The 25,643-nt window shown below is 68.0% G+C and carries 26 protein-coding genes; 10 read left to right on the plus strand and 16 right to left on the minus strand.

The genetic code is table 11. From position 1 onward, the window contains the following. Nucleotides 1-7: 7 nt before the first annotated feature. The 4 genes from H3H55_RS03180 to H3H55_RS03195 all read right to left on the minus strand — a co-directional run bounded on the left by H3H55_RS03180 (nucleotide 8) and on the right by H3H55_RS03195 (nucleotide 4,098). Nucleotides 8-241 (minus strand): Fis family transcriptional regulator, encoded by a 234-nt coding sequence (locus tag H3H55_RS03180; protein ID WP_006476892.1) that lies wholly within the window; start codon nucleotides 239-241, stop codon nucleotides 8-10. Beyond that, nucleotides 238-1,305 (minus strand): tRNA dihydrouridine synthase DusB, encoded by a 1,068-nt coding sequence (dusB, locus tag H3H55_RS03185; protein ID WP_048251615.1) that lies wholly within the window; start codon nucleotides 1,303-1,305, stop codon nucleotides 238-240. Before dusB ends, H3H55_RS03180 begins: the two co-directional genes overlap by 4 nt. 137 nt (nucleotides 1,306-1,442) lie before the next feature. Beyond that, nucleotides 1,443-2,630, minus strand: a complete 1,188-nt coding sequence (locus tag H3H55_RS03190) for a UbiH/UbiF/VisC/COQ6 family ubiquinone biosynthesis hydroxylase (RefSeq protein WP_193097640.1) — start codon at nucleotides 2,628-2,630, stop codon at nucleotides 1,443-1,445. A gap of 70 nt (nucleotides 2,631-2,700) precedes the next feature. After that, complete coding sequence (locus H3H55_RS03195) at nucleotides 2,701-4,098, minus strand: aminopeptidase P N-terminal domain-containing protein (protein ID WP_193097641.1); 1,398 nt, start codon at nucleotides 4,096-4,098, stop codon at nucleotides 2,701-2,703. A 186-nt stretch (nucleotides 4,099-4,284) separates the two neighbouring features. Here H3H55_RS03195 and H3H55_RS03200 point away from each other — a divergent pair, with 186 nt between their 5' ends. Continuing rightward, nucleotides 4,285-4,896, plus strand: coding sequence for a glutathione S-transferase family protein (locus tag H3H55_RS03200; protein WP_048251619.1), 612 nt, complete (start codon nucleotides 4,285-4,287; stop codon nucleotides 4,894-4,896). Nucleotides 4,897-5,018: 122 nt separating this feature from the next. Here the strand turns inward: H3H55_RS03200 and H3H55_RS03205 are convergent, their stop codons facing one another. The 3 genes from H3H55_RS03205 to H3H55_RS03215 form a co-directional block, all read right to left on the minus strand. Further along, the gene (locus H3H55_RS03205) at nucleotides 5,019-6,638 is read right to left on the minus strand and encodes an FMN-binding glutamate synthase family protein (protein WP_193097642.1); all 1,620 of its coding nucleotides are present in this window, start codon (nucleotides 6,636-6,638) and stop codon (nucleotides 5,019-5,021) included. Nucleotides 6,639-6,756: 118 nt separating this feature from the next. After that, nucleotides 6,757-7,911 carry a tRNA 2-thiouridine(34) synthase MnmA gene (mnmA, locus tag H3H55_RS03210; RefSeq protein ID WP_193097643.1) on the minus strand — a complete coding sequence of 385 codons (1,155 nt, stop codon included), beginning with the start codon at nucleotides 7,909-7,911 and terminating at the stop codon, nucleotides 6,757-6,759. Next, nucleotides 7,908-8,417, minus strand: coding sequence for an NUDIX hydrolase (locus H3H55_RS03215; protein ID WP_129513731.1), 510 nt, complete (start codon nucleotides 8,415-8,417; stop codon nucleotides 7,908-7,910). Before H3H55_RS03215 ends, mnmA begins: the two co-directional genes overlap by 4 nt. Before the next feature lie 286 nt (nucleotides 8,418-8,703). Here H3H55_RS03215 and H3H55_RS03220 point away from each other — a divergent pair, with 286 nt between their 5' ends. From H3H55_RS03220 to H3H55_RS03230, 3 genes are read left to right on the plus strand one after another with little or no spacing between them, the layout of a single operon-like run. Further along, nucleotides 8,704-9,843: a Re/Si-specific NAD(P)(+) transhydrogenase subunit alpha gene (locus tag H3H55_RS03220; RefSeq protein WP_193097644.1), complete on the plus strand. Its 1,140-nt coding sequence runs from the start codon at nucleotides 8,704-8,706 to the stop codon at nucleotides 9,841-9,843. 11 nt (nucleotides 9,844-9,854) lie between these two features. Continuing rightward, entirely contained in the window at nucleotides 9,855-10,172 is a 318-nt protein-coding gene (locus H3H55_RS03225; protein ID WP_129513733.1) for an NAD(P) transhydrogenase subunit alpha, read from the plus strand. Then, on the plus strand, nucleotides 10,169-11,623 hold the full coding sequence (locus H3H55_RS03230; RefSeq protein WP_129513734.1) for an NAD(P)(+) transhydrogenase (Re/Si-specific) subunit beta: 1,455 nt from the start codon (nucleotides 10,169-10,171) through the stop codon (nucleotides 11,621-11,623). The genes H3H55_RS03225 and H3H55_RS03230 overlap by 4 nt, the downstream gene beginning before the upstream one ends. Nucleotides 11,624-11,711: 88 nt before the next feature. Here H3H55_RS03230 and H3H55_RS03235 read toward each other — a convergent pair whose 3' ends face one another. Continuing rightward, a complete protein-coding gene (locus H3H55_RS03235; protein WP_048250771.1) occupies nucleotides 11,712-12,632 on the minus strand; it encodes a LysR family transcriptional regulator in 921 nt (306 codons plus the stop codon). Nucleotides 12,633-12,712: 80 nt separating this feature from the next. On the opposite strand from H3H55_RS03235, the gene H3H55_RS03240 reads away from it, so the two are divergent. Further along, on the plus strand, nucleotides 12,713-13,636 hold the full coding sequence (locus tag H3H55_RS03240; RefSeq protein ID WP_193097645.1) for a carbon-nitrogen hydrolase family protein: 924 nt from the start codon (nucleotides 12,713-12,715) through the stop codon (nucleotides 13,634-13,636). A gap of 72 nt (nucleotides 13,637-13,708) precedes the next feature. Here the strand turns inward: H3H55_RS03240 and H3H55_RS03245 are convergent, their stop codons facing one another. Both H3H55_RS03245 and H3H55_RS03250 read right to left on the minus strand, forming a co-directional pair. Next, nucleotides 13,709-14,395, minus strand: coding sequence for a helix-turn-helix transcriptional regulator (locus H3H55_RS03245; RefSeq protein ID WP_069746174.1), 687 nt, complete (start codon nucleotides 14,393-14,395; stop codon nucleotides 13,709-13,711). A gap of 73 nt (nucleotides 14,396-14,468) precedes the next feature. After that, nucleotides 14,469-14,873: a VOC family protein gene (locus H3H55_RS03250; protein WP_048250823.1), complete on the minus strand. Its 405-nt coding sequence runs from the start codon at nucleotides 14,871-14,873 to the stop codon at nucleotides 14,469-14,471. Nucleotides 14,874-15,035: 162 nt separating this feature from the next. On the opposite strand from H3H55_RS03250, the gene H3H55_RS03255 reads away from it, so the two are divergent. Beyond that, nucleotides 15,036-15,368 carry an ArsR/SmtB family transcription factor gene (locus tag H3H55_RS03255; protein ID WP_129513735.1) on the plus strand — a complete coding sequence of 111 codons (333 nt, stop codon included), beginning with the start codon at nucleotides 15,036-15,038 and terminating at the stop codon, nucleotides 15,366-15,368. Continuing rightward, the gene (locus H3H55_RS03260; RefSeq protein WP_129513736.1) at nucleotides 15,361-15,825 is read left to right on the plus strand and encodes an SRPBCC family protein; all 465 of its coding nucleotides are present in this window, start codon (nucleotides 15,361-15,363) and stop codon (nucleotides 15,823-15,825) included. Before H3H55_RS03255 ends, H3H55_RS03260 begins: the two co-directional genes overlap by 8 nt. A 60-nt stretch (nucleotides 15,826-15,885) precedes the next feature. Here the strand turns inward: H3H55_RS03260 and H3H55_RS03265 are convergent, their stop codons facing one another. The 6 genes from H3H55_RS03265 to H3H55_RS03290 all read right to left on the minus strand — a co-directional run bounded on the left by H3H55_RS03265 (nucleotide 15,886) and on the right by H3H55_RS03290 (nucleotide 23,586). Further along, the gene (locus H3H55_RS03265; RefSeq protein ID WP_193097646.1) at nucleotides 15,886-17,187 is read right to left on the minus strand and encodes a THUMP domain-containing class I SAM-dependent RNA methyltransferase; all 1,302 of its coding nucleotides are present in this window, start codon (nucleotides 17,185-17,187) and stop codon (nucleotides 15,886-15,888) included. Nucleotides 17,188-17,365: 178 nt separating this feature from the next. Continuing rightward, a complete protein-coding gene (locus H3H55_RS03270; RefSeq protein WP_129513738.1) occupies nucleotides 17,366-19,489 on the minus strand; it encodes a site-specific recombinase in 2,124 nt (707 codons plus the stop codon). A 474-nt stretch (nucleotides 19,490-19,963) separates the two neighbouring features. Beyond that, nucleotides 19,964-20,677 (minus strand): membrane integrity-associated transporter subunit PqiC, encoded by a 714-nt coding sequence (locus tag H3H55_RS03275; protein ID WP_193097647.1) that lies wholly within the window; start codon nucleotides 20,675-20,677, stop codon nucleotides 19,964-19,966. Then, nucleotides 20,674-22,293 (minus strand): intermembrane transport protein PqiB, encoded by a 1,620-nt coding sequence (locus tag H3H55_RS03280; RefSeq protein ID WP_193097648.1) that lies wholly within the window; start codon nucleotides 22,291-22,293, stop codon nucleotides 20,674-20,676. The genes H3H55_RS03275 and H3H55_RS03280 overlap by 4 nt, the downstream gene beginning before the upstream one ends. Continuing rightward, a complete protein-coding gene (locus H3H55_RS03285; RefSeq protein ID WP_129513741.1) occupies nucleotides 22,286-22,915 on the minus strand; it encodes a paraquat-inducible protein A in 630 nt (209 codons plus the stop codon). The genes H3H55_RS03280 and H3H55_RS03285 overlap by 8 nt, the downstream gene beginning before the upstream one ends. Next, complete coding sequence (locus tag H3H55_RS03290; RefSeq protein WP_129513742.1) at nucleotides 22,912-23,586, minus strand: paraquat-inducible protein A; 675 nt, start codon at nucleotides 23,584-23,586, stop codon at nucleotides 22,912-22,914. The genes H3H55_RS03285 and H3H55_RS03290 overlap by 4 nt, the downstream gene beginning before the upstream one ends. Nucleotides 23,587-23,844: 258 nt before the next feature. Here H3H55_RS03290 and H3H55_RS03295 point away from each other — a divergent pair, with 258 nt between their 5' ends. From H3H55_RS03295 to H3H55_RS03305, 3 genes are all read left to right on the plus strand, one after another. Then, nucleotides 23,845-24,405: a cytochrome b gene (locus H3H55_RS03295; protein WP_193097649.1), complete on the plus strand. Its 561-nt coding sequence runs from the start codon at nucleotides 23,845-23,847 to the stop codon at nucleotides 24,403-24,405. 8 nt (nucleotides 24,406-24,413) lie between these two features. Continuing rightward, on the plus strand, nucleotides 24,414-24,974 hold the full coding sequence (locus H3H55_RS03300; protein WP_129513744.1) for a YceI family protein: 561 nt from the start codon (nucleotides 24,414-24,416) through the stop codon (nucleotides 24,972-24,974). A 63-nt stretch (nucleotides 24,975-25,037) separates the two neighbouring features. Then, nucleotides 25,038-25,619, plus strand: a complete 582-nt coding sequence (locus H3H55_RS03305; protein WP_129513745.1) for a YceI family protein — start codon at nucleotides 25,038-25,040, stop codon at nucleotides 25,617-25,619. Nucleotides 25,620-25,643: the final 24 nt, after the last annotated feature.

Consider the following 25,643-nt stretch of genomic DNA (forward strand, 5'->3'; position numbering starts at 1 on the left):
CGGCCGGCTACAGCAGGCCGTGCTGCTGCAGCTTCTTGCGCAGCGTATTGCGATTGATGCCGAGGTACTCCGCGGCGAGCGACTGGTTGCCGCCTGCCTGTACGAGCACGACCTCGAGCATCGGCTTTTCGACGCAGGACATCACCATTTCATAGACGTCGTGCGGATTGGAGCCGTCTAGATCCCGGAAATACACGTCCAGGCTCTCGCGGACACATTGTTCGATGTTGTGCTTGCTCATGCTGCTAACTGGTTATGGTCGTCCGACTCGCCCTGGCCGTTTTCCTCTTCGTCATCGACATAGACGAGATGGTCCGACAGCGCTTTTTGCGCCTCGAAGAATTCATTGACGGCGGCGAGCTGCTCGCGGGTGGAATCGAGCGTGTTCATCCTGTGCCGGAACCCGTTGGCACCGGAAAGGCCGCGAGTGTACCAGCCGATGTGCTTGCGCGCAGTACGGACTCCCGTGAATTCACCATAGAAAGCGTAGTGGTCTTCCAGATGTTCGTTCATCACGTGCTGGATCTCGTCGATCCGCGGCGGGGGCAGCAGCTCGCCGGTTTGCAGGAAATGATCGATTTCGCGGAACAACCACGGCCGGCCTTGCGCGGCGCGACCGATCATCAGCGCGTCGGCGCCCGTTGCGTCGAGCACGGCCTTCGCCTTCGCGGGCGACGTGATGTCGCCGTTCGCGACGACCGGAATCCTGACGGCCGCCTTCACGGCCGCGATGGTTTCGTATTCGGCGTCGCCGCGGTACAGGTCGGCGCGCGTGCGGCCGTGCACGGTCAGCATCGAGATGCCGGCGGCTTCGGCCAGGCGCGCGACCGTGATCGCGTTCTTGTGCTCGCGGTCCCAGCCGGTGCGGATCTTCAGCGTGACGGGCACTGCATCGGGCCCCGTGCCGACCGCCGCGACGACGGCCTCGACGATCCGCTGCACGAGCGGCTCGTTCTGCAGCAGCGCGGAACCGGCCGCGACGTTGCAGACCTTCTTCGCCGGGCAGCCCATGTTGATGTCGATGATCTGCGCGCCGTTGTCGACGTTGTAGCGGGCCGCTTCGGCCATCATCGCCGGATCGGCGCCCGCGATCTGCACCGCGATCGGCTCGACCTCGCCTTCGTGGTTCGCGCGCCGCATCGTCTTCGCGCTTTTCCACAGCTGCGCGTTGGACGCGACCATCTCGGACACGGCGTAACCGGCCCCCAGTTGCTTGCACAGCTGGCGGAACGGACGATCCGTCACGCCGGCCATCGGTGCGACGAACAGGTTGTTACGCAATACGTGAGGGCCGATAACGGGCATCGCAATGGCACCGCCCGCGACAGGTGCGGGCATGAAAAGGGCGGACGGAAAACGCGCATTTTACCGTATTCCCATGCCCCGCCGATTTGACCCGGTTTGCGTGGTCCGGCCGGGCGCACCCTGAGGTGCGCCGCGCGTCAGTTGCGCTGGCCGAACATCATCTGGCGCGCGATCACCTTCTTGAGCGGCGGCACGAATTCGAGCGCGGTGAGCGCGGCGCCGCGCAGCAGCGGCAGCGGGCCCGAGTCGATCGTAAACAGGCGGGCAAGCGTGTCGGTCGCGCCGATCGTGAAACGCCGGTCGAGCGCGCGTCGTGCGTTGAAGGCCGCGAGCGCGGTCGCTTCGAGGCCTTGCGCGGACAGCGTGTCGACCAGCGTATGCGCATCGCGCAGCCCGAGGTTGAGCCCCTGGCCCGCGACGGGGTGCAGGGTTTGCGCGGCATTGCCGACGATCGCGACGCGGCCGCTGACGAGCGTCTGCGCGGCGTTCAGGCCGAGCGGGAACGCCGCGCGGCCCGCGATCGCGACGAACCGGCCCATGCGTTCGCCGAACGCGCTGCCGAGCTCGCGCAGGAGCGCGTCGTCGGGCAGCGCGGCGCGCCGTGCCGCTTCGTCGGGCGTGCAGCACCAGACGAGCGCGTAGTCGGCTTGGCGCGGCCCGCCGAGCGGCAGCAACGCGAGCGGGCCTTCGTGCGTGAAGCGTTCCCATGCGACGTTCGGGCGTGGCGCCGAGACCGTGACCGTGCCGACGAGCGCGGTCTGCCCGTAGTCGCGGCGATGCTGGCCGGCGTCGGCCGCCTGTTCGTGGAACAGCCCGCCTTCGGCGTTGATGACGATGCGCGCGCGCAGCGTGCGCTCGCCTTGCGGGCCGTCGAGCGTCAGCGTGACGTCGTCGGTATCCTGCTGCGGCGCGCGCGCGGTGGTCGACGTGAGCCAGTCGACGCGCGTGCCGCGCACGGCGCCCGCAAGCGCCTGCACGAGCGAGCCGTAGCGCACGACATAACCGAGCGCGGCAAGGTCGTGCTCGTCGCGGTCGATCAGCGTGCGGCCGAAATGGCCGCGCTGCGACACGTGGATATGTTCGATCGGTGTCGCGTCGGCGGGCCACGCGAGCGTGTCGAGCAGCACGCGGCTGCCGTGCGAGACGGCGATCGCGCGCGGGTCGTTCACGCTCGCGACCGGTTCGCGCGCATCGATCAGCGCGATCGACGCGTGTTGGGTTGCGCTGCGGCGCGCGAGCCAGCCGGCGAGCGCGAGCCCGACGGGGCCGGCGCCGACGATGGCGAGGTCGTAGTCCGGCGTGGCCGGGGAGGAAGCGGTCGTCATCTTGATTCGTGATACGGAAATAACGGTCGACGGCGGGTCGACGGCGGCGCGACGAACAGGCGGCGGCCGGTCATGCGCCGTGCGCCGCGCCTGCGCGCATCAGCGCTTCGATCTCGTCCGCGGCGACGGGCACACCGCGCGTGATCAGCTCGCAGCCGTGCTCGCGCACGATCGCGTCGTCCTCGATGCGGATGCCGATGTTCCAGTACTCGGGCGGCACGTCGTCGGCTGCCCGCACATACAGGCCGGGTTCGACGGTCAGCGTCATGCCGGGCTTCAGCGTGCGCCACGGCAGCGCGCCATTGCCGTCGCGCTCGGCGAGTCGCTCGCGGTAGTCGCCGCAGTCATGCACGTCCATCCCGATCCAGTGGCCCGTGCGGTGCATGTAGAAGCGCGTGTATGCGCGCTCGGCGATCACGTCGTCGACGTTCGAGAAGCGTGTTTTCGGGATGATGCCGGTGTCGAGCAGCCCCTGCGCGAGCACGCGCACGGCCGCGTCGTGCGGTGCCTCGAACGGCACGCCCGCGCGCGTCGCGTCGATCGCGGCCTGCTGCGCGGCGAGCACGATGTCGTACAGCGTGCGCTGCGCGGGCGAGAAGCGCCCGTTGGCCGGGAACGTGCGCGTGATGTCCGACGCATAGCCGTCGAGTTCGCACGCGGCGTCGATCAGGATCAGGTCGCCGTCCTTCGCGGCCGCGTTGCCGGCCGGGTAGTGCAGCACGCACGCATTCGCGCCGGCCGCGACGATCGAGCCGTACGCGGGCGCCTGCGCGCCGTGTTTGCGGAACAGATACAGCAGCTCGGCCTCGAGTTCGTATTCGCGGATGCCGGGGCGGCACACCTGCATCGCGCGGCGGTGCGCGAGTGCGGAGATGTGCGCGGCGCGCATCATGATCGCGAGTTCGTGTTCGTCCTTCACGAGCCGCATGTCGTCGACGAGCGGCGTGAGGTCGAGCATCGCGTCCGGCGCGGCGACACCCGTGCGCGCCAGCGCGCGCACCGCGTCGAGCCAGCCGGCGAGCTGGCGTTCGAAGTCGGCCGATGCGCCGAACCGGTAGTGCACGGTGCCCGCGTCGGCGAGCAGGCGCGGCATCTCGGTGTCGATCACGTCGACCGCGAACGCCGCGTCGAAGCCGAACGCGTCGCGCGCGGCTTCGGGGCCGTAGTGGAAACCTTCCCAGATCTCGCGGTCGGGATTCTTGCCGCGGCAGAACAGGATCGACTCCGGCGCGCCGTGCGGCGCGGCCGCGTTCAGCACGAGCACGGCATCCGGCTCGGTGAAGCCCGTCAGGTAATGGAAGTAGCTGTCGTGCCGGTACGGGTAGGCCGTATCGCGGTTGCGCAGCATTTCCGGCGCGGTGGGGACGATGGCGACGCCGCCGCCCGCGGCGCGCAGTGCGGCAAGCACGCGTTCACGGCGTTGGCGGTAGACGTCGACGGCGATGGCGGTATCGAGGGGCGCATTCATCGTGCGATTGTAGCGCCGCCGGACGCGGCGCGTGAGAGGGGCGGCCGCGAGCCGCGCCGGCAGGCCCGCGCGGCGGCTGTTGCAAACCATCCACAGGCCGGCCGGGCGATTTTCTACCGCGCGACCCTGCCCGGTTATGATCGGCGACAACGTATACTCTCGGCGGTTCCCTTAAAAAGGCAGATGATGAAATTAATCGGTTCGCTCAGCAGCCCGTACGTCCGAAAGGCGCGGATCGTGCTTGCTGAAAAGAAGATCGACTACAAGCTGGAGCTCGAGAACGTGTGGGCGCCGGAGACGGATATTCATGCATCGAATCCGCTCGGCAAGGTCCCGTGCCTCGTGATGGAGGATGGTGCCGCGGTGTTCGATTCCCGCGTGATCTGCGAATACGTCGATACGCTGTCGCCGGTCGGCAAGCTGATTCCGCCGTCGGGCCGCGAGCGCGTCGAAGTGCGTTGCTGGGAAGCGCTGGGCGACGGCGTGCTCGACGCGGCCGTCGCGATTCGTCTCGAATACACGCTGCGCGACGACGTGCAGCGCAGCGCAAGCTGGATCGCGCGCCAGCAGCGCAAGATCGACGATGCGCTCGTCGCGATGTCGCAGGGCCTCGGCGGCAAGACGTGGTGCGTCGGTAATCATTACACGCTCGCCGACATCGCACTCGGCTGCGCGCTCGGTTATCTCGACTTCCGGATGCCCGAACTGAACTGGCGCGAGCATCACCCGAACCTCGACAAGCACTTCGTCAAGCTGCAGCAACGGCAGTCGTTCGCGGACACGTTGCCGCAGAACTGAGCCGCTGCCGGCTGCGCGTTCAAGCGTTCAAGTCTTCACGTATTCGGCAGACAAAAGAAAAGCGCCCCGCGGGGCGCTTTTCTTTTTGCCGGGCCGCCGCCGGAGCAGGGCGGCCGCGAGCGTCACTCGATCGACGCGTACACGGCCTCGCCGAGCGTGAACGAATCGCTGCGCGCAATCGGCCACCAGCTGTCGTACAGCGTGAAGCCGCAATGGTTGCCGTCGAGCAGCGCGCCGGGCTTCAGGTACTTCAGCAACTGCGACATCAGCCGGACCTCGTGCGGCGAGATGCGCTGCACGATGTGATGCGCGCGCAGCTCCGACGGATGCGACAGGCCGGCCGCCTGCACGAGTTCCTGCAGCGCGTGCAGCGTATTGCGGTGGAAGTTGTACACGCGGTCGGCCTTGTCGGGCACGACGAGCGCGCGCTGGCGCACCGGGTCCTGCGTCGCGACGCCGGTCGGGCAGCGGCCCGTGTGGCAGGTCTGCGCCTGGATGCAGCCGACCGCGAACATGAAGCCGCGCGCCGAGTTCACCCAGTCCGCGCCGATCGCGAGCGTGCGCGCGACGTCGAACGCGGTGATGATCTTGCCGCTCGCGCCGATCTTCACGCGATCGCGCACGCCGATCCCGACCAGCGTGTTGTGCACGAGCAGCAGCCCTTCCTGCAGCGGCACGCCGACGTGGTCGGTGAATTCGAGCGGCGCCGCGCCCGTGCCGCCTTCCGCGCCGTCGACGACGATGAAGTCCGGCACGATGCCCGTCTCGACCATCGCCTTCGCGATCCCGAAGAATTCCCACGGATGCCCGACACACAGCTTGAAGCCGGTCGGCTTGCCGCCCGACAGCGTGCGCAGCCGCTCGACGAATTCGAGCAGCCCGCGCGGCGTCGAGAACTCCGAGTGCGTCGCGGGCGAGATGCAGTCCTTGCCCATCGGCACGCCGCGCGTCTCGGCGATCTCCGGCGTGATCTTCGCGGCCGGCAGCACGCCGCCGTGGCCCGGCTTCGCGCCCTGCGACAGCTTTACCTCGATCATCTTGACCTGCGGATCGGCGGCCTGCTTCGCGAATTTGTCGGGGTTGAACGTGCCGTCGTCGTTGCGGCAGCCGAAGTAGCCGGACGCGATTTCCCAGATGATGTCGCCGCCGTTCTCGCGGTGGTACTTCGACAGCGAGCCTTCGCCCGTGTCGTGCGCGAAACCGCCTTTCTTCGCGCCGAGGTTCAGCGAGCGGATCGCGTTCGCGGACAGCGAGCCGAAGCTCATCGCCGAGATGTTGAAGATCGAGATGTCGTACGGCTGCGCGCGATTCGCGCCGACGCGGATGCGGAAATCGTGGTTCGGCAGCTTCGTCGGCGCGAGCGAGTGGCTGATCCATTCGTGCGCGACGGCCTTCACGTTCAGCTCGGTGCCGTACGGGCGGTTGTCGGCGACGTTCTTCGCGCGCTGGTAGACGAGGCTGCGCTGCGCGCGCGAGAACGGTTTCTCGTCGGTATCGTCCTCGACGAAGTACTGGCGGATCTCGGGGCGGATGAACTCGAACAGGAAGCGGAAGTGGCCCCAGAGCGGGTAGTTGCGCAGGATCGCGTGACGGTCCTGGTTCAGGTCGTACACGCCGAGCGCGACGAGGGCGGCGGGGATCAGGATCCACAGCCACGAGAGGGCGTGGATCGACGCGAGCGCGGCCGTTGCGACGAGCAGCAGGACGGCGCACCACATCGCCAGATAGCGTCTTGAAAGCATGGGGACTCCGTAAGAATCTTGAAATACCGCCATGCGTGCGCTGCGCGGCGGTCTGCCGGCCTCGGCGGAATCGTGTTCCGCCGGGCGCGGCGTGCCGCAAGTCTAAACCGAATATGTGTCAGCGTGCGTCGGCGAGCGCCGGGGCGCGACCTTCCGCCGGTGCGGAAGGGCTGGCCGCCGCGGATTCGATGATGCCGCCGCCGAGGCAGATCTCGCCGTCGTACAGCACCGCCGACTGGCCGGGCGTGACGGCCCACTGCGCGTCGTCGAACGCGAGCGAGAAGCGCGCTTCGCCTTCCGGACCGGACGCGGCGCCGCCGAACGTGCACGCCGCATCGGCTTGCCGGTAGCGCGTCTTCGCGCCGCACGCAAAGCCTTCCGCCGGCGGCTCGCCCGCGACCCAGCTCACGTTGCCGGCGACCAGCTCGCGCGACAGCAGCCACGGATGATCGTGGCCCTGCACGACGTACAGCGTGTTCGATGCGATGTCCTTCGCGGCGACGAACCACGGTTCGCCGCTGCCGTCCTTGCTGCCGCCGAGACCGATACCCTTGCGCTGGCCGAACGTGTAGAACGCGAGGCCGATGTGCTTGCCGACGACCTTGCCGTCGGGCGTCTTCATCGGGCCGGGTTTCGTCGGAAGGTAGCGGTTCAGGAAATCGCGGAACGGCCGTTCGCCGATGAAGCAGATGCCCGTCGAATCCTTCTTCTTCGCATTCGGCAGCCCGATCTGCGCGGCGATTTCGCGCACTTTCGTCTTCGGGATCTCGCCGAGCGGGAACATCGTCTTCGACAGTTGCGCCTGGTTCAGCCGGTGCAGGAAGTACGACTGGTCTTTCGTATGATCGAAGGCCTTCAGCAGTTCGAAACGCCCGTCGCGCTCGCGCACGCGCGCATAGTGGCCGGTCGCGATCATTTCCGCGTCGAGCGACATCGCGTGATCGAGGAACGCCTTGAACTTGATCTCGGCATTGCACAGCACGTCGGGGTTCGGCGTGCGGCCGGCCGAGTATTCGCGCAGGAACTCGGCGAACACGCGGTCCTTGTATTCCGCCGCGAAGTTGACGGCTTCCACGTCGATGCCGATCAGGTCGGCCACCGACACGACGTCGATCCAGTCCTGGCGCGTCGAGCAGTATTCGCCGTCGTCGTCGTCTTCCCAGTTCTTCATGAACAGGCCGACCACGTCGTAGCCCTGTTCCTTCAGCAGCCACGCGGTCACCGACGAATCGACGCCGCCCGACATGCCTACCACTACACGGCGCTTGCTCATTTGTTGACCGCCTGACGTTCGAATGCCTCGGGGCGCGGCGCGACCGAATGCGTGTGCACGAAATCGAGCGGAATGCGCCGCCCGGCGAGATAGTCGTCGACGCAGCGCATCACCGCGGGCGAGCGGTGGCGCTCGCTGCACGCGCGCAGTTCGTCGGCGGTCATCCACAGCGTGCGGACGATGCCTTCGTCGAGCGCGTGGCCCGCGACCGGCTCGCCGGCCGTGCCGCAGAACGTGAAGCGCAGGTAGGTCGCGCCGGCGGTGCCGGGGCGCTCGTAGTGCGCGAGATAAACACCGACGAGCGCGTCGGGTGTGAACGGGTGCGCGGTTTCCTCGAGCGTCTCGCGGATCACGGCGTCGGCCAGCGTTTCGCCGGCCTCGAGATGGCCTGCCGGCTGGTTGATGCGCAGGCCCGTCGAGGTTTCTTCCTCGATCACGAGAAAGCGGCCGGCGTGCTCGACGAGCGCGGCGACCGTCACATGCGGGGTCCAGATTTCGGGTTTCATGGATCGGCATTTTACCGGTTGCGCCCGAACGCTGCCGGCCGTCTGATCAGACGATAGACGAATCCGACCCCCGCGGATCATCCGTCCCGCCGATGCGCGGCGGCGCGGGCCGGGCTAATGTCTCATTCGCGCACGATCGTGCGGAATGTGCTGGCGCGACCATCGCTTTCGGTTAAAGTGCAGCGTAAATGCCGTTGCTCGTGAGCCGGTAAGTCAGCCTGTCCGGCTCGTTGTGCAGTAAAAATTGCAAGAAAAGAAATACTGACAATGACTGGAGGAACTGACGATGCATATTGGAGTGCCTGCTGAAACGCGGGCGAACGAGGCGCGTGTGGCTGCGACGCCGGAAACCGTGAAGAAATACGCGGCCGCCGGCCATCGCGTCAGTATCGCGAAAGGGGCGGGCAGCGCAGCCAGTTATCCCGACGAAGCCTATGCGTCCGCCGGTGCCGAATTGACCGATCAGTCGGCTGCTTTTGATGCCGACATCGTGTTGAAGGTCCAGGCGCCTACCGACCCCGAACTGCCATCGCTGAAGCGCGGCTCCGTGCTGGTCGGCATGCTCGAGCCGTTCAACGCCGAGCAGGCGGCGAAACTCGCGGCGGCCGGCGTGACCGGTTTCGCGCTCGAAGCCGCGCCGCGCACGACCCGCGCGCAGAGTCTCGACGTGCTGTCGTCGCAGGCGAACATCGCGGGCTACAAGGCCGTGCTGGTCGCCGCCGCGCTGTATCCGCGCTTCTTCCCGATGCTGATGACCGCTGCGGGCACGGTGAAGGCCGCGCGCGTGCTGATCCTCGGCGCGGGTGTCGCGGGCCTGCAGGCGATCGCGACCGCGAAGCGGCTGGGCGCGGTGATCGAGGCCTCCGACGTGCGGCCGGCCGTGAAGGAGCAGATCGAGTCGCTCGGCGCGAAATTCCTCGACGTCCCGTTCGAAACCGACGAAGAGCGCGAGGCCGCGCAGGGTGTCGGCGGTTATGCGCGCCCGATGCCGCCGTCGTGGCTCGGCCGTCAGGCCGCGCTCGTGCACGAGCGCGCGAAGCAGGCCGACATCGTGATCACCACCGCGCTGATTCCCGGGCGCCCGGCACCGACGCTGATCTCGGTCGAAACCGCGCAGTCGATGAAGCCCGGCTCGGTGCTCGTCGATCTCGCGGCCGGCCGCGGCCCGGAATTCGATGGCAGGAAGAGCGGCAACTGCCCGCTGACGGTCGCCGACCAGGTGATCGTGCACAACGGCGTGACGATCGCCGGCTACACGAACCTCGCATCGATGGTCGCGTCGGACGCGTCGGCGCTGTACGCGCGCAACCTGCTCGACTTCATGAAGCTGATCGTCACGAAGGAAGGCACGCTGAACATCGACCTGACCGACGACATCGTCGCCGCGACGCTGCTGTGCCGCGACGGCGAAGTCACGCGCAAATAACGGAGGAGACCATGGAAGTCATCAATCACACGGTGATCAACGTGATCATCTTCGTGCTGGCGGTGTACGTCGGCTACCACGTCGTCTGGAACGTCACGCCGGCGCTGCATACGCCGCTGATGGCCGTGACCAACGCGATCTCGGCGATCGTGATCGTCGGCGCGATGCTCGCGGCGGCGCTCACCGTCGGCGTGACCGGCAAGTTCTTCGGCACGCTCGCGGTCGCGCTCGCGGCCGTCAACGTGTTCGGCGGCTTTCTCGTGACGAGGCGAATGCTCGAGATGTTCCGCAAGAAGGAGCCGAAGGCGGCGAAGGAGGGCGCGCGATGAGCATGAACGTCGTTACGCTGCTGTACCTCGTCGCCTCGGTGTGCTTCATCCAGGCGCTGAAAGGCCTGTCGAACCCGAAGAGCGCGCGGCGCGGCAATCTGTTCGGGATGGTCGGGATGGCCATCGCGATCCTCACGACGGTCGCGCTGATCGTCAAGCAGGCGGCCTGGCTCGGCGCGAACCTGCCGCTCGGCCTTGCACTGGTGCTCGGTGCGCTGATCGTCGGCGGCGGCGTCGGCGCATTCGTCGCCGCGCGCGTCGAGATGACGAAGATGCCGGAACTCGTCGCGGCGATGCACTCGCTGATCGGTCTCGCGGCCGTGTGCATCGCGTATGCGGTGGTGTCGGAGCCGGAAGCGTTCGGGCTCGTACCGCAGGACGCCGTCGCGGCGAACTTCATCCCGTACGGCAACCGCGTCGAGTTGTTCATCGGCACGTTCGTCGGCGCGATCACGTTCTCCGGTTCGGTGATCGCGTTCGGCAAGCTGTCGGGCAAGTACAAGTTCCGGCTGTTCCAAGGCGCACCGGTCGTGTACGCGGGCCAGCACCTGATCAACCTGATGCTCGCGATCGCGATGCTCGGCTTCGGCATCCTGTTCGTCATCACGCAGGCGTGGCTGCCGTTCATCATCATGACGGCGATCGCGTTCGTGCTCGGCGTGCTGATCATCATCCCGATCGGCGGCGCGGACATGCCGGTGGTCGTGTCGATGCTGAACTCGTACTCGGGCTGGGCGGCGGCCGGCATCGGCTTCTCGCTGAACAACGCGATGCTGATCATCGCCGGCTCGCTCGTCGGCTCGTCGGGTGCGATCCTGTCGTACATCATGTGCCACGCGATGAACCGTTCGTTCTTCAACGTGATCCTCGGCGGCTTCGGCGGAGAGGCGTCGGCCGGCGGTGCGGCGGGCGGGCAGGAGCAGCGCCCGGTGAAGTCGGGCTCGGCCGAGGATGCGTCGTTCATGCTCGGCAACGCGGAATCGGTCGTGATCGTGCCGGGCTACGGGCTGGCCGTCGCCCGCGCGCAGCACGCGCTGAAGGAACTGACCGACAAGCTGATCGAGAAGGGCGTCGATGTGCGCTACGCAATTCACCCGGTTGCCGGGCGGATGCCGGGGCACATGAACGTGCTGCTCGCGGAAGCGGAAGTGCCGTACGACATCGTGTTCGAGATGGAGGACATCAACGGCGAGATGGGCCAGGCCGACGTGGTGCTGGTGCTCGGCGCGAACGACGTGGTGAACCCGGCCGCGAAGAACGATCCGAAATCGCCGATCGCGGGGATGCCGATCATCGAGGCGTACAAGGCGCGCACGGTGATCGTCAACAAGCGCTCGATGGCGGCCGGCTACGCGGGCCTCGACAACGACCTGTTCTACATGGACAAGACGATGATGGTGTTCGGCGATGCGAAGAAGGTCATCGAGGACATGGTGAAGTCCGTCGAGTAACGCGCGGACCGGCAACGCGCCCGCCTGCTTCGATTCGCGGGCGGTTCGCCCGGAACGGCCCGACCGGCGCAAGCCGGCCGGGCTTTTTTCATGGTGCGACGAGGTTCGCGACGCAGGCGGCGATCGTGTCCCGCACGCGCACGATCGCCGGGTCGCGCTGCGTGCTCGTGCGCCAGCCGATTTCGACCGGATAGCGCGGCAGCTCGACCGGGCACGCGAGCGCGCGCAGCGGTGCCGATTGCGCGATCGCGCGCGCCGCGTGTGCGGGAATCGTTGCCACCGCGTCGGAGCCGGCGAGCAGATACGGCAACGCGGCGAAATGCGTGGTCGATGCCGCGACGCGGCGCTTGTGGCCGAGCGCGGCCAGTGCTTCGTCGACGATCCCGATCACGCCGCCCGACGACACGAGCAGGTGGTCGCGCCGCAGGAAATCGGCGAGCGTGAGCGTGCGCGGCGGCCGCGCGCGGGCGGCCGGATCGATCAGGCACGCATAGCCGCCCGTCGCGACCGCGCGGCGGCTGAGCCCGTTCGCCGAGAAGCCGCCCGACGCGATCGCGAGATCGACGCCGTGTCGCAGCAGCGCGTCGCCGGCGATGCCGCTGTGGGTCTGCCGGAAGATCAGCCGGATGCCGGCGGCCTCTCGCGCGACCGCGTCGATCAGCGCGCGGCCGAGCGCGATCTCGAAGTCGTCCGACAGCCCGATCGAGATCGTGCGGCCGACGCGGTCGCCGCTGTCGGCGGCGATCGCGAGGCTTTCGCGGCAGCGGTCGAGCGCGTCGGACAGGATCGGCTTCAGCTCGTCCGCGCGCGGCGTCGGCGCGAGCCCGCGGCCAGTGCGCACGAACAGCGGATCGGCATAGATCACGCGCAGCCGCGCGAGCGCCGCGCTGACGGCCGACTGCGTGAGATCGAGCCGCAGCGCCGCGCGGCTTGCGCCGCCTTCCTCGTACAGTGCCTCGAATACCTTCAGCAGGTTCAGGTCGAGGCCGGCGATATCATCCGCATTCATGACAGTTATCGTTCTATCGATTTGATCGATGACATCTTATCGATAAAGATGGCGGCATCCCATTCACCGGAGACGCCCTCATGTCCACATCCGTCATCGCCGCGCTGCAGATCGGCGCATCACCCGCCGGCACGCGCGCCACGCTCGATACGATCCTCGGCTACGAAACCGCGATCCGCGACAGCGGCGCGTCGCTCGTCGTGCTGCCCGAGGCCGTGCTCGGCGGCTATCCGAAAGGCGAGATCTTCGGCACGCGGCTCGGTTACCGGCTGCCCGAAGGTCGCGACGCGTATGGACGCTACGCCGCGCAGGCGATCGATGTGCCGGGGCCCGAAACCGACGAGCTGGCCGCGCTGTCGCAGCGCACGGGAGCGAGCCTCGTGGTCGGCGTGATCGAGCGCGGCGGCAGCACGCTGTACTGCACGGCGCTGTTCTTCGATCCGCGCGACGGGCTCGTCGCGAAGCACCGCAAGCTGATGCCGACCGGCACCGAGCGGCTGATCTGGGGGCAGGGCGACGGCTCGACGCTGCCGGTCGTCGACACGGCCGCAGGGCGCGCGGGCGCCGCGATCTGCTGGGAGAACCACATGCCGCTGTTGCGCTGCGCGATGTACGCGAAAGGCGTGCAGATCTGGTGTGCGCCGACCGTCGACGAGCGCGACTTGTGGCAGAGCTCGATGCGGCACATCGCGCACGAGGGGCGCTGCTTCGTCGTGAGCGCGTGCCAGGTGCAGCCGTCGCCGCGCGCGCTCGGTATCGACGTGCCGGGCTGGGATCCCGAACGGCCGCTGATCCGCGGCGGCAGCGTGATCGTCGGGCCGCTCGGCGACCTGCTGACGGAGCCGCTGATCGGCGAGGCCGGGCTCGTGACCGCGCGTATCGATACCGACGAGCTCGTGCGTGCGCGCTACGACTTCGACGTCGTCGGCCACTACGCGCGTGCCGACGTGTTTTCGCTGCACGTCGACGAGCGGCCGAAGCGGCCGGTGGTGTTCGGCGGGTAGGAACGGCGAGATAGGGAACGAACGGCGGCGGCGCGCGGCACGCACGTGGTGCGCGCCCGCCGTCGTGCCGCGTCAGCGCATCGGCGCTTCCGCGATCCGCATGTAGTCGGCGATCCGCCGTCCCTCCATGTCCGGAAACTGCTCGTGCACGGTGATGTCGCCCATCCGTGCGATGTCGAAGGTGCGGAAATCGTCGCGCAGCTCGCACCACGCGCCGATCGTCCAGCGGCCGCCCCAGTAGACGAGCCCGAGCGGCCACACGCGGCGTTGCGAATGCGCGCCGAGGCGGTCGCGGTAACCGAAGCTGACGACGTGGCGCGTGTCGATGGCCTGGTGGATCGCGTCGACCTTCGCGCAGAACGTCTCGTCGATGTGGAACGACGGCGCGAACACGGGCAGGCGGTCGAGCGCCGTGCGCTTGTCGGCCGGCATCGCCGACGCGATCTTCGCGAGCGCCGAGCGGGCGCCGCTCGCGAAGCGTGCCCCGCCCCAGGTTTCGAGCATGCGCGCGCCGGTCGCGAGCGCCGCGAGCTCCTCGGCCGTGAACGTGAGCGGCGGCAGGCTCGCGTTGCGGTTCAGCCGGTAGCCGATGCCGGCTTCGCCTTCGATCGGCACCCCTGACAGTTGCAGGTCGCGCACGTCGCGATAGACCGTGCGCGGCGACACCGACAGCCAGTCGGCAAGCTGCTGCGCGGTCGTGAGACGACGTCCGCGCAACAGCTCGGCGATCTGGAACAGGCGGTCGGCACGGCGCGTCATGGCAGCACCTCGATTCCTTCAGCAACGGGGACTTCGCGATGATAGCGCCGCGCCGGCCCGATGGCCGATGCGCTCAATGGCATTTCGGCGCGTGCAGGCCGACGCGGTTGCCTTCGGTATCGATCAGGTAGCCGATATAGCCGTAGTTGTTCGGCAGTTCGACGACCGTGCCCTGCACGATGCCGCCCGCGCGCTTCGCGCGTTCGAGCGCCGCGACGACCGACTCGCCGGCGTTCAGGTACACGAGCACGCCGTTCGCGCTCGGCTTCATCTGCTGCGGATCGAACACGATGCTGCCGCCCGTGCTCGACGCATCGCGATCGAACGTGGCCATCGGCACGCCGCCGATGACTTCGCGCTGCAGCGTCGTTTGCAGCACGGTTTCGTAGAAGCGGATCGCCCGGTCGAAATCGAGGGACGGAATGTCGAACCACGCGATCGCGCGCTCCAGGGTTGCGGTGGCAGTTGCGGACGTCATGACGAGCTCCTTGTTCGTTCGGGTTCTGTGTGGAAACCAGCCTTGCATTGCGCCGGGATTGCAGTGTGATCGCGGCCTGCTGACACCGTATTGTCAGTAGAGTTGTCACCCTTGACATGCAACCGTTTGGTTGCATAATAAAGCCATTGACCCGGGAGCGGCATGGATCTCGTTTTCAAGGCGCTGGCCGATGCCACGCGCCGCCAGTTGCTCGACCTGCTGCATGCGAAAAACGGCCAGACGCTGTCCGAACTGTGCGACGGGCTCGCGATGAGCCGGCAGGCCGTGAGCAAGCATCTCGCGCTGCTCGAGGCCGCGAACCTCGTCGCGACCGCGTGGCGCGGCAGGGAGAAGCTGCACTACCTGAATCCGGTGCCGATCCACGACATCGCGGAACGCTGGATCGGCAAGTTCGAGCGTCAGCGCCTGCAGGCGCTGGCGGATCTCAAGCGCGGGCTGGAAGCGGCCCGCGAGACAGGAGACGACGATGGGTAATCCCGCTTTTGTGTACGTGACTTTCATCGCAGCGACGCCCGAGCGCGTGTTCGACGCGCTGACCAATGCCGAGCTGACGAAGGACTACTGGGTGCGGCATCGCAACGCGTCGCCAGACTGGCGGCCGGGCTCGCGGTGGGAGCATCAGGACTACGACGATCCGTCGCGTGTCGACATCGTCGGCGAAGTGGTCGAGAACGATCCGCCGCACCGGCTGGTCGTCACGTGGCGTACGCCGTCAGGGGAAGGCGAGGAATCGCGCGTGACCTATCTCGTCGAGCCGTTCGAGGGCGTCGTGAAGCTGACCGTCACGCACGACGGGCTCGTGGCCGGTTCGGAGATGGATCGCGGGATTCGCGGCGGGTGGCCGGTCGTGCTGTCGAGCCTGAAGACGCTGCTCGAGACAGGGCAGGCGCTGCCGTTCACGATGGAGCGCTGGTCGAAGTCGAAGCACTGACCGGCACCGGGGGGAGGCGCGCGCGGGCGCCGCGATGGCGGCCCCGCGCGCTAGCGTTGCTTACGCGTCGCCTTCCGGCGTGGCCGGGCGCGCCTTCACGCTGCCGGCGATCAGGTCGAAGCGGAACAGCCGGCATTCGAGCGCGCCGTTGAACAGCGGCGTCTTTGCCGATTCGCGCAGCCGCAGCTGGCCCGGCAGCGAACGGTCGGACGTCAGCAGGAATGCCTGCCAGCCCGTGAAGCGCTGCTTCAGCGCATCGCCGAGCGCGTTGAAGAACTCGCTGTCCGGCGCGTCGGTGTGCGTGCGGCGGAATGCGTCGTCGTTGCCGCGGTTGCGGCCGGTTTCGCGCACCTCGCCGCGCGCGCTGCGGCCGCGCACTTCGATCCGCTCGCCGTACGGCGGGTTCGCGAGGATGATGCCCGGGCCGTCGCACGGCGGCGTCATTCCGCGCGCGTCGACCTGCTTGAGCCACACCGACGGCACGCCCGCGCGTTCGAGGTTCGCGCGCGCCTTCTCGAGCATGTCGCCCGAGATGTCGCTGCCGTACACGCCAAGCGCGTCGGCGCGCTTGCCGCGCGCCGCGCGCTTCGCGTCCAGCGCCGGCACCTTCAGGCCCTGCCACGCGGTGATGTCGTACTGCTTGAGTTTCTCGAAGCCGAACCGGCGCTCGACGCCGGGCGCCACGCCGAGCGCGATCTGCGCGGCTTCGGCGAGGAACGTGCCGCTGCCGCACATCGGGTCGTACAGCGCGGTGCCGGGCGTCCAGCCCGTCAGGCGCAGGATGCCGGCCGCGAGGTTCTCGCGCAGCGGCGCCGCGCCCTTGTCGAGACGCCAGCCGCGCTTGAACAGCGGCTCACCCGACGTGTCGAGGTACAGCGTGCATTCGTTGGCCGTCAGGAACGCGAACACGCGCACGTCCGGCGCACCGGTATCGATGCTCGGGCGCGCGCCGGTCTTGTCGCGCATCCGGTCGCAGATCGCGTCCTTCACGCGCAACGTCGCGAATTCGAGGCTCTTCAGCGGCGACTTGATCGCGGTGATGTCGACGCGCAGCGTCTGCGTCGCCGCGAACCAGCGCTCCCACGGCTGCTCGAGCGCGAGCGCGTAGACGTCCTGCTCGTTGCGGTACGCGCGGTGCGCGATCTTCAGCAGGACCCGGCTCGCGATCCGCGAATGAAGGTTTGCGGCCATGCCGGCCGCCCAGCCGCCGCTGAAATGGATGCCGCCCGGCACCTGCGCGCCCGCGGTGAACGGCGCGCCGTTCAGGTGTCGGCCGGCGATTTCGGCCAGCTCGGCGGCAAGCGCCGCTTCGAGGCCGCGCGGGCAGGGGGCGAAGAATTCGTACAGGGTGGGCGAGGACATAAGGCGGGGGAGGACGTGCAAAAGTCCACTATTGTACGCGGCGCGGGCGGCCGGGGCCGGGGTTGCATCGCGGGGCGGGGCGTTTCGGCGCGGCGACGCGGGCGCGACGGCCGCGATTGCGTGCCGGGAGGCCGGTGTGGCGGCGCCCGGCCGGGCACCGCCATACCGCCCCGCAGGCTCAGTGCGAGCCCGGCTGACCGGCGCGCGTGGCCTGGCCGCCGGCAGGCCAGAACAGCGCGAGCGGATTCGACAGCATCGTGCGGACGATCGCGGCGACGAGCGCGCGCACCTTGGTCGGGCGCAGGCTGCGCGAGCGCACGGCCATCGTGAACGCGAGCGCGAAACTCACGAGCACGTTGAGGATCGCCATGCTGAGCACGCCGGCGCCGGCCCACCACAGCTCGGGCGTCCCGAGCGCATCCTTGCCCAGCACGCCGAGCGCGATTCCGATCGAGCCGGCCGACAGCGTCACGTGCCGCACCTCGAACGGGAACATGAACACGGTGACGATCGCCGGAATCAGGCCGAGCATCAGGCCGAGGCCGACGTTCGCGACCACGCCGGCGACGTTCGAGCGGCAGAAGTGCGCGAGCTTCGCGGCACCGGCCGCGCCGAGCGTGAGGCGCAGCCGGCGGTTGTACGTGAGCGCGTCGCCGACCCGGTGCAGCACGAACCAGTTGTCGGCCCAGCCCGCGAGCAGGCTCGACGCCCACAGCAGCACGCCGGTCAGCGCCGCGTAGAACGGCGTCGGGCCGAGCAGCGAGAACGAGTGCAGCGTCGCGTGCGCCTTCTCCGGCGAGATCAGGTTTGCGTGCAGCACGTTGCCCGCGAACAATTGCACGAGCAGGCACACGGGCAGCACGACGAGCACGTTGCCGGAAATCGCGGCCGCCTGCGTGCGGATCAGCGCGATCACCGACGAGACGAACGTCTTCACGCCTTCGTCGTGGCCGGTGTCGTCGAGCTCGCGGGCGAGCGTCGGCGCGGTCATCGCGGGCTGCTTGGTCGCGAGCGTGAAGTGCAGGAAGTGCATCAGCATGAAGCTGGCCGCGTAGTTGACGCCCGCGAGCAGCCCTTCGAGCATCGATTGCAGGTGCGCGCCCGTGATCGCGAACTTCACGCACACGGTCGCGACGGTGACGAGGCCGCCGCCCGCGGCCATCCGCAGCATCTTCAGGTACTCGGCGCGGCCGCGCGAGATGTAGTGCTCGCCGGTATCCGCGTTGGTCTCGACCAGCTTGCGCGCGAACAGCGAGAAGTTGCTGCGCACGAGGTGCGTCACGCTCTGGCTGTTCTGGTTCGCGTCGACCAGTTCGGCCGTCAGGCGCGCCATCCCGTGCAGGTCGTCGCGCGCCATCCACGCGTTCAGCAGCGTTTCGGCGCGCAGGATGCGCATGCGCATCCGCTCGACCTGAAACACGATGTCGACCGATACGCCGTTGCGGTACAGGTGCGAGAACACGTCGTCGACGGCGATCCGGCATTCGTCGAGCAGCACGCGCAGGTAGTTCACTTCATGCAGCAGCTTGCTCGGGTCGCCGCCGTCCTCGACGGCCGCGTGCGCGGTCTCCACCGCGAGCATCGCGCGCGTGAGGCGGTAGAACGGCTGCGTTTCGAGCGGCTTGCGCGCATCGTCGTCGGACAGCCGGCTACGCACCGTCTGTGACAGGCCGGTCGAACTGATCTGGCAGGTCAGGTTGTGCAGCGCGGCCAGCAGGTCGCGCGAGAACGAACCCGGCTCGTGGCGTTCCTCGTCGGTGACGTCGAACGAGATCAGGTCGGCGAGGCGCGTGAGCAGGTCGTCGGGCAGCGCGTCGATCCATTGCACGTCGTCGGGCGTCGGGAACATCAGCGTGAACAGCGCCGACAGCTCGCGGCGGTTCGGCGCGGGCGGGATCAGCGACGAGTCGATCCGCTCGAACAGCGCGCCGAAGAAGCCCGAGTGCACGGGCATGCCGGCGTCGCACAGCAGCGAGATGCCGTCGCAATCGCGCAGGACGCCGCGCAGGATGCGCGCGGCGTGCGCTTTCCATGCGGGGTTGCGATCGAGCACGTGGAACAGGTAGCGCAGCCGCGCATGAGCCGGATACGCGCGCGCGTCGGCGTCGCGATCGGCCGCGGCTTCCTGCGCGGCCTGCATCGTGCCGCCGCGGCGCAGCCAGTGCGCGAGTTCGATCAGCCATTCGCTGCGCTCGGCATACGACGCATCGGCATCGGCGTGCGCGAGCAGCGCATCGAGCTGGTGACCGGCATTGCGCGACGCGCGCCACTTCTTGATCAGGGTCGTCAGGGAACGAAACATAAACGGAATAGCGAAAGCCCTGGACGGGCGGGTTCGGGATGCCTGCCGGGAATTCGGCACGGCGCCGGGGAGAACGGGTGAGACGGGGCCGGTTGCCGGACGATGCGCGGCGACCCGCGATGCGGCTGCCCCGCTGCGATGCACGCCGATCGCGTGCAGGCGCCGGGAGGCACGGCGGTCGGGCCGAACGCGGCCCGGCGCCGCTGACTGGCGCGCCCGACGGGCGGCGCGAGCCTGAAAGTGCGTAGGATCGTCAATCGGGCCGGAAAACGCAAGCCGACCGCGTTGATTGACGCCGGTTCCGGCCGACTTTGACAAACAATGCAAACCGGCCGTTCGGCCGATGACGGCGGGGCGAGGCTGGCTGCGGCCGGATCATGCCGGTGGCTGCCGGCGATCGCGATCGGCCGCACCGGGCCGGACGCAGCCGCGCGGACGAACGCCGCTTCGGACGTTCGCCTGCGCGCCGCGCGCTTATGCGCCGGACTTGCCTGTCGCGCCGTCGCTGCCCGACGTCGGGTTGGCCGGGCACGGCACGACCGGCGCGGCGGCCGTCTTGCTGCCGGTCTGCGGCGCGGTCGCGCCGCGGCGTGCGGCCATCGCGCGCACGCCGGCCGCGGCCTGCGTGGCAATCACGTCGAGCGCGCGCCGGTGGCCGGCGACGAGCGCGTCATAGCCGTCGGCGACCGGTTCCGCGACGCTCGTGCGGCAGGTCATCACGGCCTGCGTGCCGAGCGAGCGCACGCTCCACACGGCGTCGACCGCCGCGCGTTTGCCGGGCCACGACTCGAAGCGCTGCACGTTCACGCTGACGCGATACACGGGCACGCCGGCCGGGTACGCGGAATTCGCGACGTCGATCGTGCCGAGCTGCGCGGCGAGATCGTCGGACAGCGCGCGGCGGATCTCGTCGGCGGGCGGCGACGCCCAGCGTTCCTGCTCGAGCACGTCGACCTGCGCGGCGTTCTTCTGCACGACCAGCTGGTTCTTCGCGACCTGCTCGGGCACGCCGACGGACGGCACCTCGATCAGGAACGCCGGGTTGGCCGGCGCGGTGCGTACCGGCGCTGCGGCGTCGGCCGGGCTGAGCGTGTAGAACCGCGCGGGCGGCGAGCTGCACGCGGCGAGCGCGAGTGCGGCGATGGCCGCCGCCGCGCCGCTCGCGAAACCGTTCACGCGTGTCGTCATTGTTGATCTCCTGGCTTGCCCTTGAGCAGCGATTCGGGGTGACGCTCCAGATAGTCGGCGAGCGCGTTCAGCGATTGCAGCGTGCGCGTGAGTTCCTTCAGCGCGCCGCGCACGTCGGACTGCAGCGGCGAATCCTGCTGCAGCGTTGCCTCGGCGGTCGAGAAGGTCTGCTTCGCGGCCGACAGCGTGTCGCGCGCTTCCGGCGCGACCTGCGTGTCGAGCTGCTTGAACAGCTTGTCGGCGTTCGACAGCGCGCTGTTCAGGTTCGCGCCGATCTGGTCGAACGGCACCTTGTCGAGCTTCTTCGCGATGTCGGCGACCTGCAGCTGCAGTTCGTCGAGCGTGTTCGGCACGGTCGGCAGCTCGAGCGGCTGGCGCGACGTGTCGAGCTTCGCGGCCGGCGCCTTCGGGAAGAAGTCGAGCGCGACGTACAGCTGGCTCGTCAGCAGGTTGCCGGTGCGCAGCTGGCCGCGCAGCCCGTGCTGGACGAGCCGCTCGACGATCTCGCGGCGGGCCGGTTCGCCCTTGCTCTCGATCGACTCGCGGAAGCGGCGGCCGAGGCGCTCCGGATACACGTTCATCGTCACCGGCATCATGAAGTTCTTCGACTTCGGATCGAAGTCGATGCCGATATTCGTCACTTCGCCGAGCACGATGCCGCGGAAGTCGACCGTCGCGCCGACGGCGAGCCCGCGCAGCGACTGGTTGAAGTTCATCACGACCTGCAGCGGCTGGCCGTCCGGGTCGCGCATCGCGTCGCCCTCGTCGGAGCCCAGGCGGAACGTCGTGTTGTTCGGCGCCGTCGTGCCGCTGCCCTGGTTCGGCGGTGTCTGGAACGCGATGCCGCCGAGGATCACCGTCGCGAGCGACTGCGTGTTCAGCTTCAGGCCGCTCGAATCGAGCCGCAGGTCGACGCCGCTCGCCTGCCACCAGCGCGAGTTCACGCCGACGTACTGGTCGTACGGCGCATTGACGAACACGTTGAACGTAACGCCCGTGCCGTCCTTGTCGAGCGAGAAGCCGACCACCTGGCCGACCTGCACGCGGCGGTAGTAGACGGGCGAGCCGATGTCGACCGAGCCGAGCGAATCGCCGCGCAGCACGTATTGCGTGCCCTTCTGGTCGCCGGTGACGGCCGGCGGCGTCTCGAGGCCCGTGAAGTCGGTCTGGGAATCCTGCGAGCGGCCGGCGTCCACGCCGATGTACGCGCCGGACAGCAGCGTGCCGAGCCCCGACACGCCGGTCGCGCCGATGCGCGGACGCACGATCCAGAAGCGCGAGCCCTTGACCGCGAAGTCCTCGGCTTCCTTCTTGAGCTGCACCTGGACGAGCACGCGGGACAGGTCTTTCGACAGCTTGATCGTCTTGACCGTGCCGATCTCGACGTCCTTGTACTTGACCTGGGTCTTGCCGGGCTCGAGCCCTTCGGCGGTGTGGAAGCTCAGCGTGATTTCCGGGCCGCGCTCGCGCACGGACTTGATCACGAGGCCGATGCCGATCAGCGCGGCGATCAGCGGCACGAGCCAGACGAGCGACGGCAGCCAGCCGCTTTTCGTCGAGATCGTCGGATCGGGCGGCCGGGGCGCGTCGTGCTGCGGGCCTTGTGGACTATTCATTGAGATTTCCTGAGTTTTCGACTGGATCCCAGATCAGGCGGGGATCGAACTGCATCGACGCGAGCATCGTCAGGATCACGACCGAGCCGAACGCAAGTGCGCCGGGGCCGGCCGTGATGACGGCGAGTGAACGAAAATGAACGAGCGCGACGGTGAGCGTCACGACGAAGATGTCGAGCATCGACCAGCGGCCGATGCGCTCGACGATCCGGTAGAGGCGCGTGCGCTGCATCGGTCGCCACGGCGAGCGGCGCTGCGAGCTGATTACGAGGATCGTCAGCACGCCGAGCTTGAGCATCGGCACGAGAATGCTCGCGACGAACACGACGACGGCGAGCGGCCAGTCGCCCGACACCCAGAAATAGATGACGCCGCTCATGATCGTGTCTTCCTGCGAACCGACGATCGACGACGTGCGCATGATCGGCAGCAGGTTCGCGGGAATGTAGAGGATCACGGCAGCGAGCAGCAGCGCCCACGTGCGCATGATGCTGTTCGGGATGCGGAAATGCAGCACGGCGCCGCAGCGCGCGCAATGCGCGTGCGGCCGGTCGAGCGTCTGCACGAGCCCGCACGAGTGGCAGCTCGCATAACCTTCGCGGGCGGCGGTCGGTGTCGTCATCGGCGGGCGGCCTCGGGCAGCGGCGCGGCGTCGTCGGGTTGCGCCGGCGATTCAGGCGCGCGCCCGGCGCGCAGGTCGTCGGCGATGTCCCACAGCGTGCGCGGATCGAACATCAGCACGACGGCGATCATCAGCGTGAGCGCGGCGAACGCGAACAGCGCGGCATCCGGCACCACGCGCGCGAGGCTCACCATTTTGACGATCGTCACGAGGATCCCGAGCATGAACACTTCGATCATCCCCCATGGCCGCACGAGCTCGATCGCGCGCAGCACCAGGTTGAAGCCGGGCGGCACGACGCCGCGGCGGATCGGCAGCAGCAGGTACAGCAGCGCGGCCATCTCGACGAGCGGGAACAGCACGGTCGAGCAGAACACCATCACGCCGACGATCGCCATGTCCTGGCGCCACAGCGAGTCGATCGCGCCGATCAGCGTCGTCTGCACGCGGTTGCCGTTCACATCCATTTCGAGGATCGGGAACGCCTGCGCGATCGAGAACGTGATCAGCGCCGCGAGCGCGAGCGCGCAGATCCGCTCGATCTGCGCGGCGCTGTTGCGATAGAGGAGCGCGTCGCAGCGCGGGCAGCGCGCGATTTCGCGGCCGCCGAGGCGCGGTTTGTGCAACAGTGCGTCGCACTCGTGACAGGCAATCAGGTCGTTTCGTTGCATGGAAAATGCGGTTGTGCGACGGCGGGGGGACGCGTCGACGGGGCCGGAACCCGCGCCAATCTTACCAAAAGGCCTTTTTCGGCGTGTCAACGATCGCATGTTGAGTGACCGAGCGGTAACATGACAGGAAACCGTCAGGCGGCTGGCACGCCTGTCCTCAGAGTCCGCGCACGTCAAAAGGTTGCGGTAGCATGGCGCCCTTGACAAGCGTCGGACTCCTGCCCGGCGCGGCTGTTCGCTGAACTGAGGAAATCCAAGATGGCATCGAATTCGCTGCCGGCCAAGCCGGTACGCTATACGCAGACCGCGATCGCGCTGCACTGGCTGATCGCGCTGCTGATCGTCTGCGGCTTCGCGCTCGGCTGGGTGATGACGGACATCCCCGGCTTCACGCCGACGAAGCTGAAGTACTTCTCGTGGCACAAGTGGATCGGCGTGACGGCATTCGTGCTGGCCGTCGTGCGCGTGCTGTGGCGCGCGACCCACGTGCCGCCGTCACTGCCGGGCGATACGCCGGCATGGCAGCGCGCGGCGTCGAGCGGCGTGCACTTCCTGCTGTACCTGCTGATGCTGGTGATCCCGATCACGGGCTACCTGTACAGCTCGGCGGCGAACATCCCGGTCGTCTATCTCGGCATCGTGCCGCTGCCGCGGCTGATCGACCCCGATCCGGTGCTGAAGGAAACCTTCAAGACGCTCCACGTGTCTTTGAATTACATTCTGCTTGCGCTCGTGTCGCTGCACGTGGTCGCCGCGCTCAAGCACCAGCTGTTGGACCGCGACGGCCTGCTGTCGCGGATGCTTCCCTTTGCCAAATGAAGGATCCCATGAAAGTGTCTTTCTCCCGCTCCATGCTGACCGCGTTCGCCGCGGTGTCACTTGTCGCGTCGGGCGCGGCGCTCGCCGATGTCGATCTCGCGAAGAGCAAGGTGTCCGCCGTGTCGAAGCAGATGAACGTGCCGACCGAAGGCGCGTTCAAGAAGTTTTCCGCTCAGGTGAAGTTCGACCCGGCGAAGGCCGCGCAGGGCAGCGCCCAGATGACGATCGACGTCGCGAGTTATGACCTCGGCGACAAGATGTACAACGACCAGGTCGCCGGCAAGGACTGGTTCGACGCGAAGACCTACCCGCAGGCGACGTTCGTGTCGTCGGCGATCGCGCCGGCGGGCGGCAACAAGTACAACGTGACCGGCAAGCTGACGGTCAAGGGCAAGTCCGAGACCGTCACGGTGCCCGTCACCGTCACGCAGAGCGGCGCGACGCAGACCTTCGACGGCGTGCTGCCGATCAAGCGTTCGACGTTCAACGTCGGCACCGGCGAATGGAAGGACACGTCGGTCGTCGCGGACGAAGTGCAGATCAAGTTCCATCTCGTCGCCACGAAGTAAGCGGCGGCCTGTCACCTCACTGAATGCCGCGCGAGGGCGCGGCGCCGTTCCAAGGAGAAAGAGTTGAAAAAGCATCTGATGATCGCCGCGGGCGCGCTGGCCGCTTCGCTGTCGTTCTCGGCGTTCGCCGACAGCGCGACGTACCAGTTCGACCCGGCTCACACGTACCCGAGCTTCGAGGGCGACCACATGGGCGGCCTGTCGGTCTGGCGCGGCAAGTTCGACAAGTCGAGCGGCACCGTGACGCTCGACCGCGCGGCAAAGACCGGTACGGTCGACGTGACGACCGACATCGCGTCGATCCACACCGGCAGCGCGAAGCTCGACGAGCATCTGCAAACGGACGAGTTCTTCAACGTCGCGAAGTTTCCGCAGGCGAACTACAAGGGCACGATCAAGTTCGACGGCGACAAGCCGGTATCGGTGGTCGGCAACCTGACGCTGCATGGCGTCACGAAGCCGGTGACGCTGAAGATCGACTCGTTCAAGTGCATGCCGCACCCGATGCTCAAGCGTGAAGTGTGCGGCGTCGACGCGGTCGGCGAATTCAGCCGCGACGATTTCGGCCTCGACTACGGCAAGCAATACGGCTTCAAGATGAAGACGAAGCTGCTGATCACGGCCGAAGCGATCAAGCAGCAGTAAGGTTTCCGGCCGGGTCAGCCCGGC

The sequence above is a fragment of the Burkholderia sp. Z1 genome, from assembly GCF_014893795.1.
In the GTDB taxonomy this organism is placed as follows: Bacteria; Pseudomonadota; Gammaproteobacteria; order Burkholderiales; family Burkholderiaceae; genus Burkholderia; species Burkholderia theae.

Excerpts from the sequence above, each read along its gene's own strand:
- H3H55_RS03230 (WP_129513734.1), top strand. The coding sequence starts at position 10,169 with ATGAGCATGAACGTCGTTACGCTGCTGTACCTCGTCGCCTCGGTGTGC.
- H3H55_RS03200 (WP_048251619.1), top strand. The coding sequence starts at position 4,285 with ATGAAATTAATCGGTTCGCTCAGCAGCCCGTACGTCCGAAAGGCGCGG.
- H3H55_RS03240 (WP_193097645.1), top strand. The coding sequence starts at position 12,713 with ATGTCCACATCCGTCATCGCCGCGCTGCAGATCGGCGCATCACCCGCC.
- H3H55_RS03245 (WP_069746174.1), bottom strand. The coding sequence starts at position 14,395 with ATGACGCGCCGTGCCGACCGCCTGTTCCAGATCGCCGAGCTGTTGCGC.
- H3H55_RS03215 (WP_129513731.1), bottom strand. The coding sequence starts at position 8,417 with ATGAAACCCGAAATCTGGACCCCGCATGTGACGGTCGCCGCGCTCGTC.
- H3H55_RS03220 (WP_193097644.1), top strand. The coding sequence starts at position 8,704 with ATGCATATTGGAGTGCCTGCTGAAACGCGGGCGAACGAGGCGCGTGTG.
- mnmA (WP_193097643.1), bottom strand. The coding sequence starts at position 7,911 with ATGAGCAAGCGCCGTGTAGTGGTAGGCATGTCGGGCGGCGTCGATTCG.
- H3H55_RS03275 (WP_193097647.1), bottom strand. The coding sequence starts at position 20,677 with ATGACGACACGCGTGAACGGTTTCGCGAGCGGCGCGGCGGCGGCCATC.
- H3H55_RS03290 (WP_129513742.1), bottom strand. The coding sequence starts at position 23,586 with ATGCAACGAAACGACCTGATTGCCTGTCACGAGTGCGACGCACTGTTG.
- H3H55_RS03270 (WP_129513738.1), bottom strand. The coding sequence starts at position 19,489 with ATGTTTCGTTCCCTGACGACCCTGATCAAGAAGTGGCGCGCGTCGCGC.
- H3H55_RS03250 (WP_048250823.1), bottom strand. The coding sequence starts at position 14,873 with ATGACGTCCGCAACTGCCACCGCAACCCTGGAGCGCGCGATCGCGTGG.
- H3H55_RS03255 (WP_129513735.1), top strand. The coding sequence starts at position 15,036 with ATGGATCTCGTTTTCAAGGCGCTGGCCGATGCCACGCGCCGCCAGTTG.
- H3H55_RS03180 (WP_006476892.1), bottom strand. The coding sequence starts at position 241 with ATGAGCAAGCACAACATCGAACAATGTGTCCGCGAGAGCCTGGACGTG.
- dusB (WP_048251615.1), bottom strand. The coding sequence starts at position 1,305 with ATGCCCGTTATCGGCCCTCACGTATTGCGTAACAACCTGTTCGTCGCA.
- H3H55_RS03295 (WP_193097649.1), top strand. The coding sequence starts at position 23,845 with ATGGCATCGAATTCGCTGCCGGCCAAGCCGGTACGCTATACGCAGACC.
- H3H55_RS03205 (WP_193097642.1), bottom strand. The coding sequence starts at position 6,638 with ATGCTTTCAAGACGCTATCTGGCGATGTGGTGCGCCGTCCTGCTGCTC.
- H3H55_RS03190 (WP_193097640.1), bottom strand. The coding sequence starts at position 2,630 with ATGACGACCGCTTCCTCCCCGGCCACGCCGGACTACGACCTCGCCATC.
- H3H55_RS03225 (WP_129513733.1), top strand. The coding sequence starts at position 9,855 with ATGGAAGTCATCAATCACACGGTGATCAACGTGATCATCTTCGTGCTG.
- H3H55_RS03285 (WP_129513741.1), bottom strand. The coding sequence starts at position 22,915 with ATGACGACACCGACCGCCGCCCGCGAAGGTTATGCGAGCTGCCACTCG.
- H3H55_RS03235 (WP_048250771.1), bottom strand. The coding sequence starts at position 12,632 with ATGAATGCGGATGATATCGCCGGCCTCGACCTGAACCTGCTGAAGGTA.
- H3H55_RS03300 (WP_129513744.1), top strand. The coding sequence starts at position 24,414 with ATGAAAGTGTCTTTCTCCCGCTCCATGCTGACCGCGTTCGCCGCGGTG.
- H3H55_RS03260 (WP_129513736.1), top strand. The coding sequence starts at position 15,361 with ATGGGTAATCCCGCTTTTGTGTACGTGACTTTCATCGCAGCGACGCCC.
- H3H55_RS03280 (WP_193097648.1), bottom strand. The coding sequence starts at position 22,293 with ATGAATAGTCCACAAGGCCCGCAGCACGACGCGCCCCGGCCGCCCGAT.
- H3H55_RS03265 (WP_193097646.1), bottom strand. The coding sequence starts at position 17,187 with ATGTCCTCGCCCACCCTGTACGAATTCTTCGCCCCCTGCCCGCGCGGC.
- H3H55_RS03195 (WP_193097641.1), bottom strand. The coding sequence starts at position 4,098 with ATGAATGCGCCCCTCGATACCGCCATCGCCGTCGACGTCTACCGCCAA.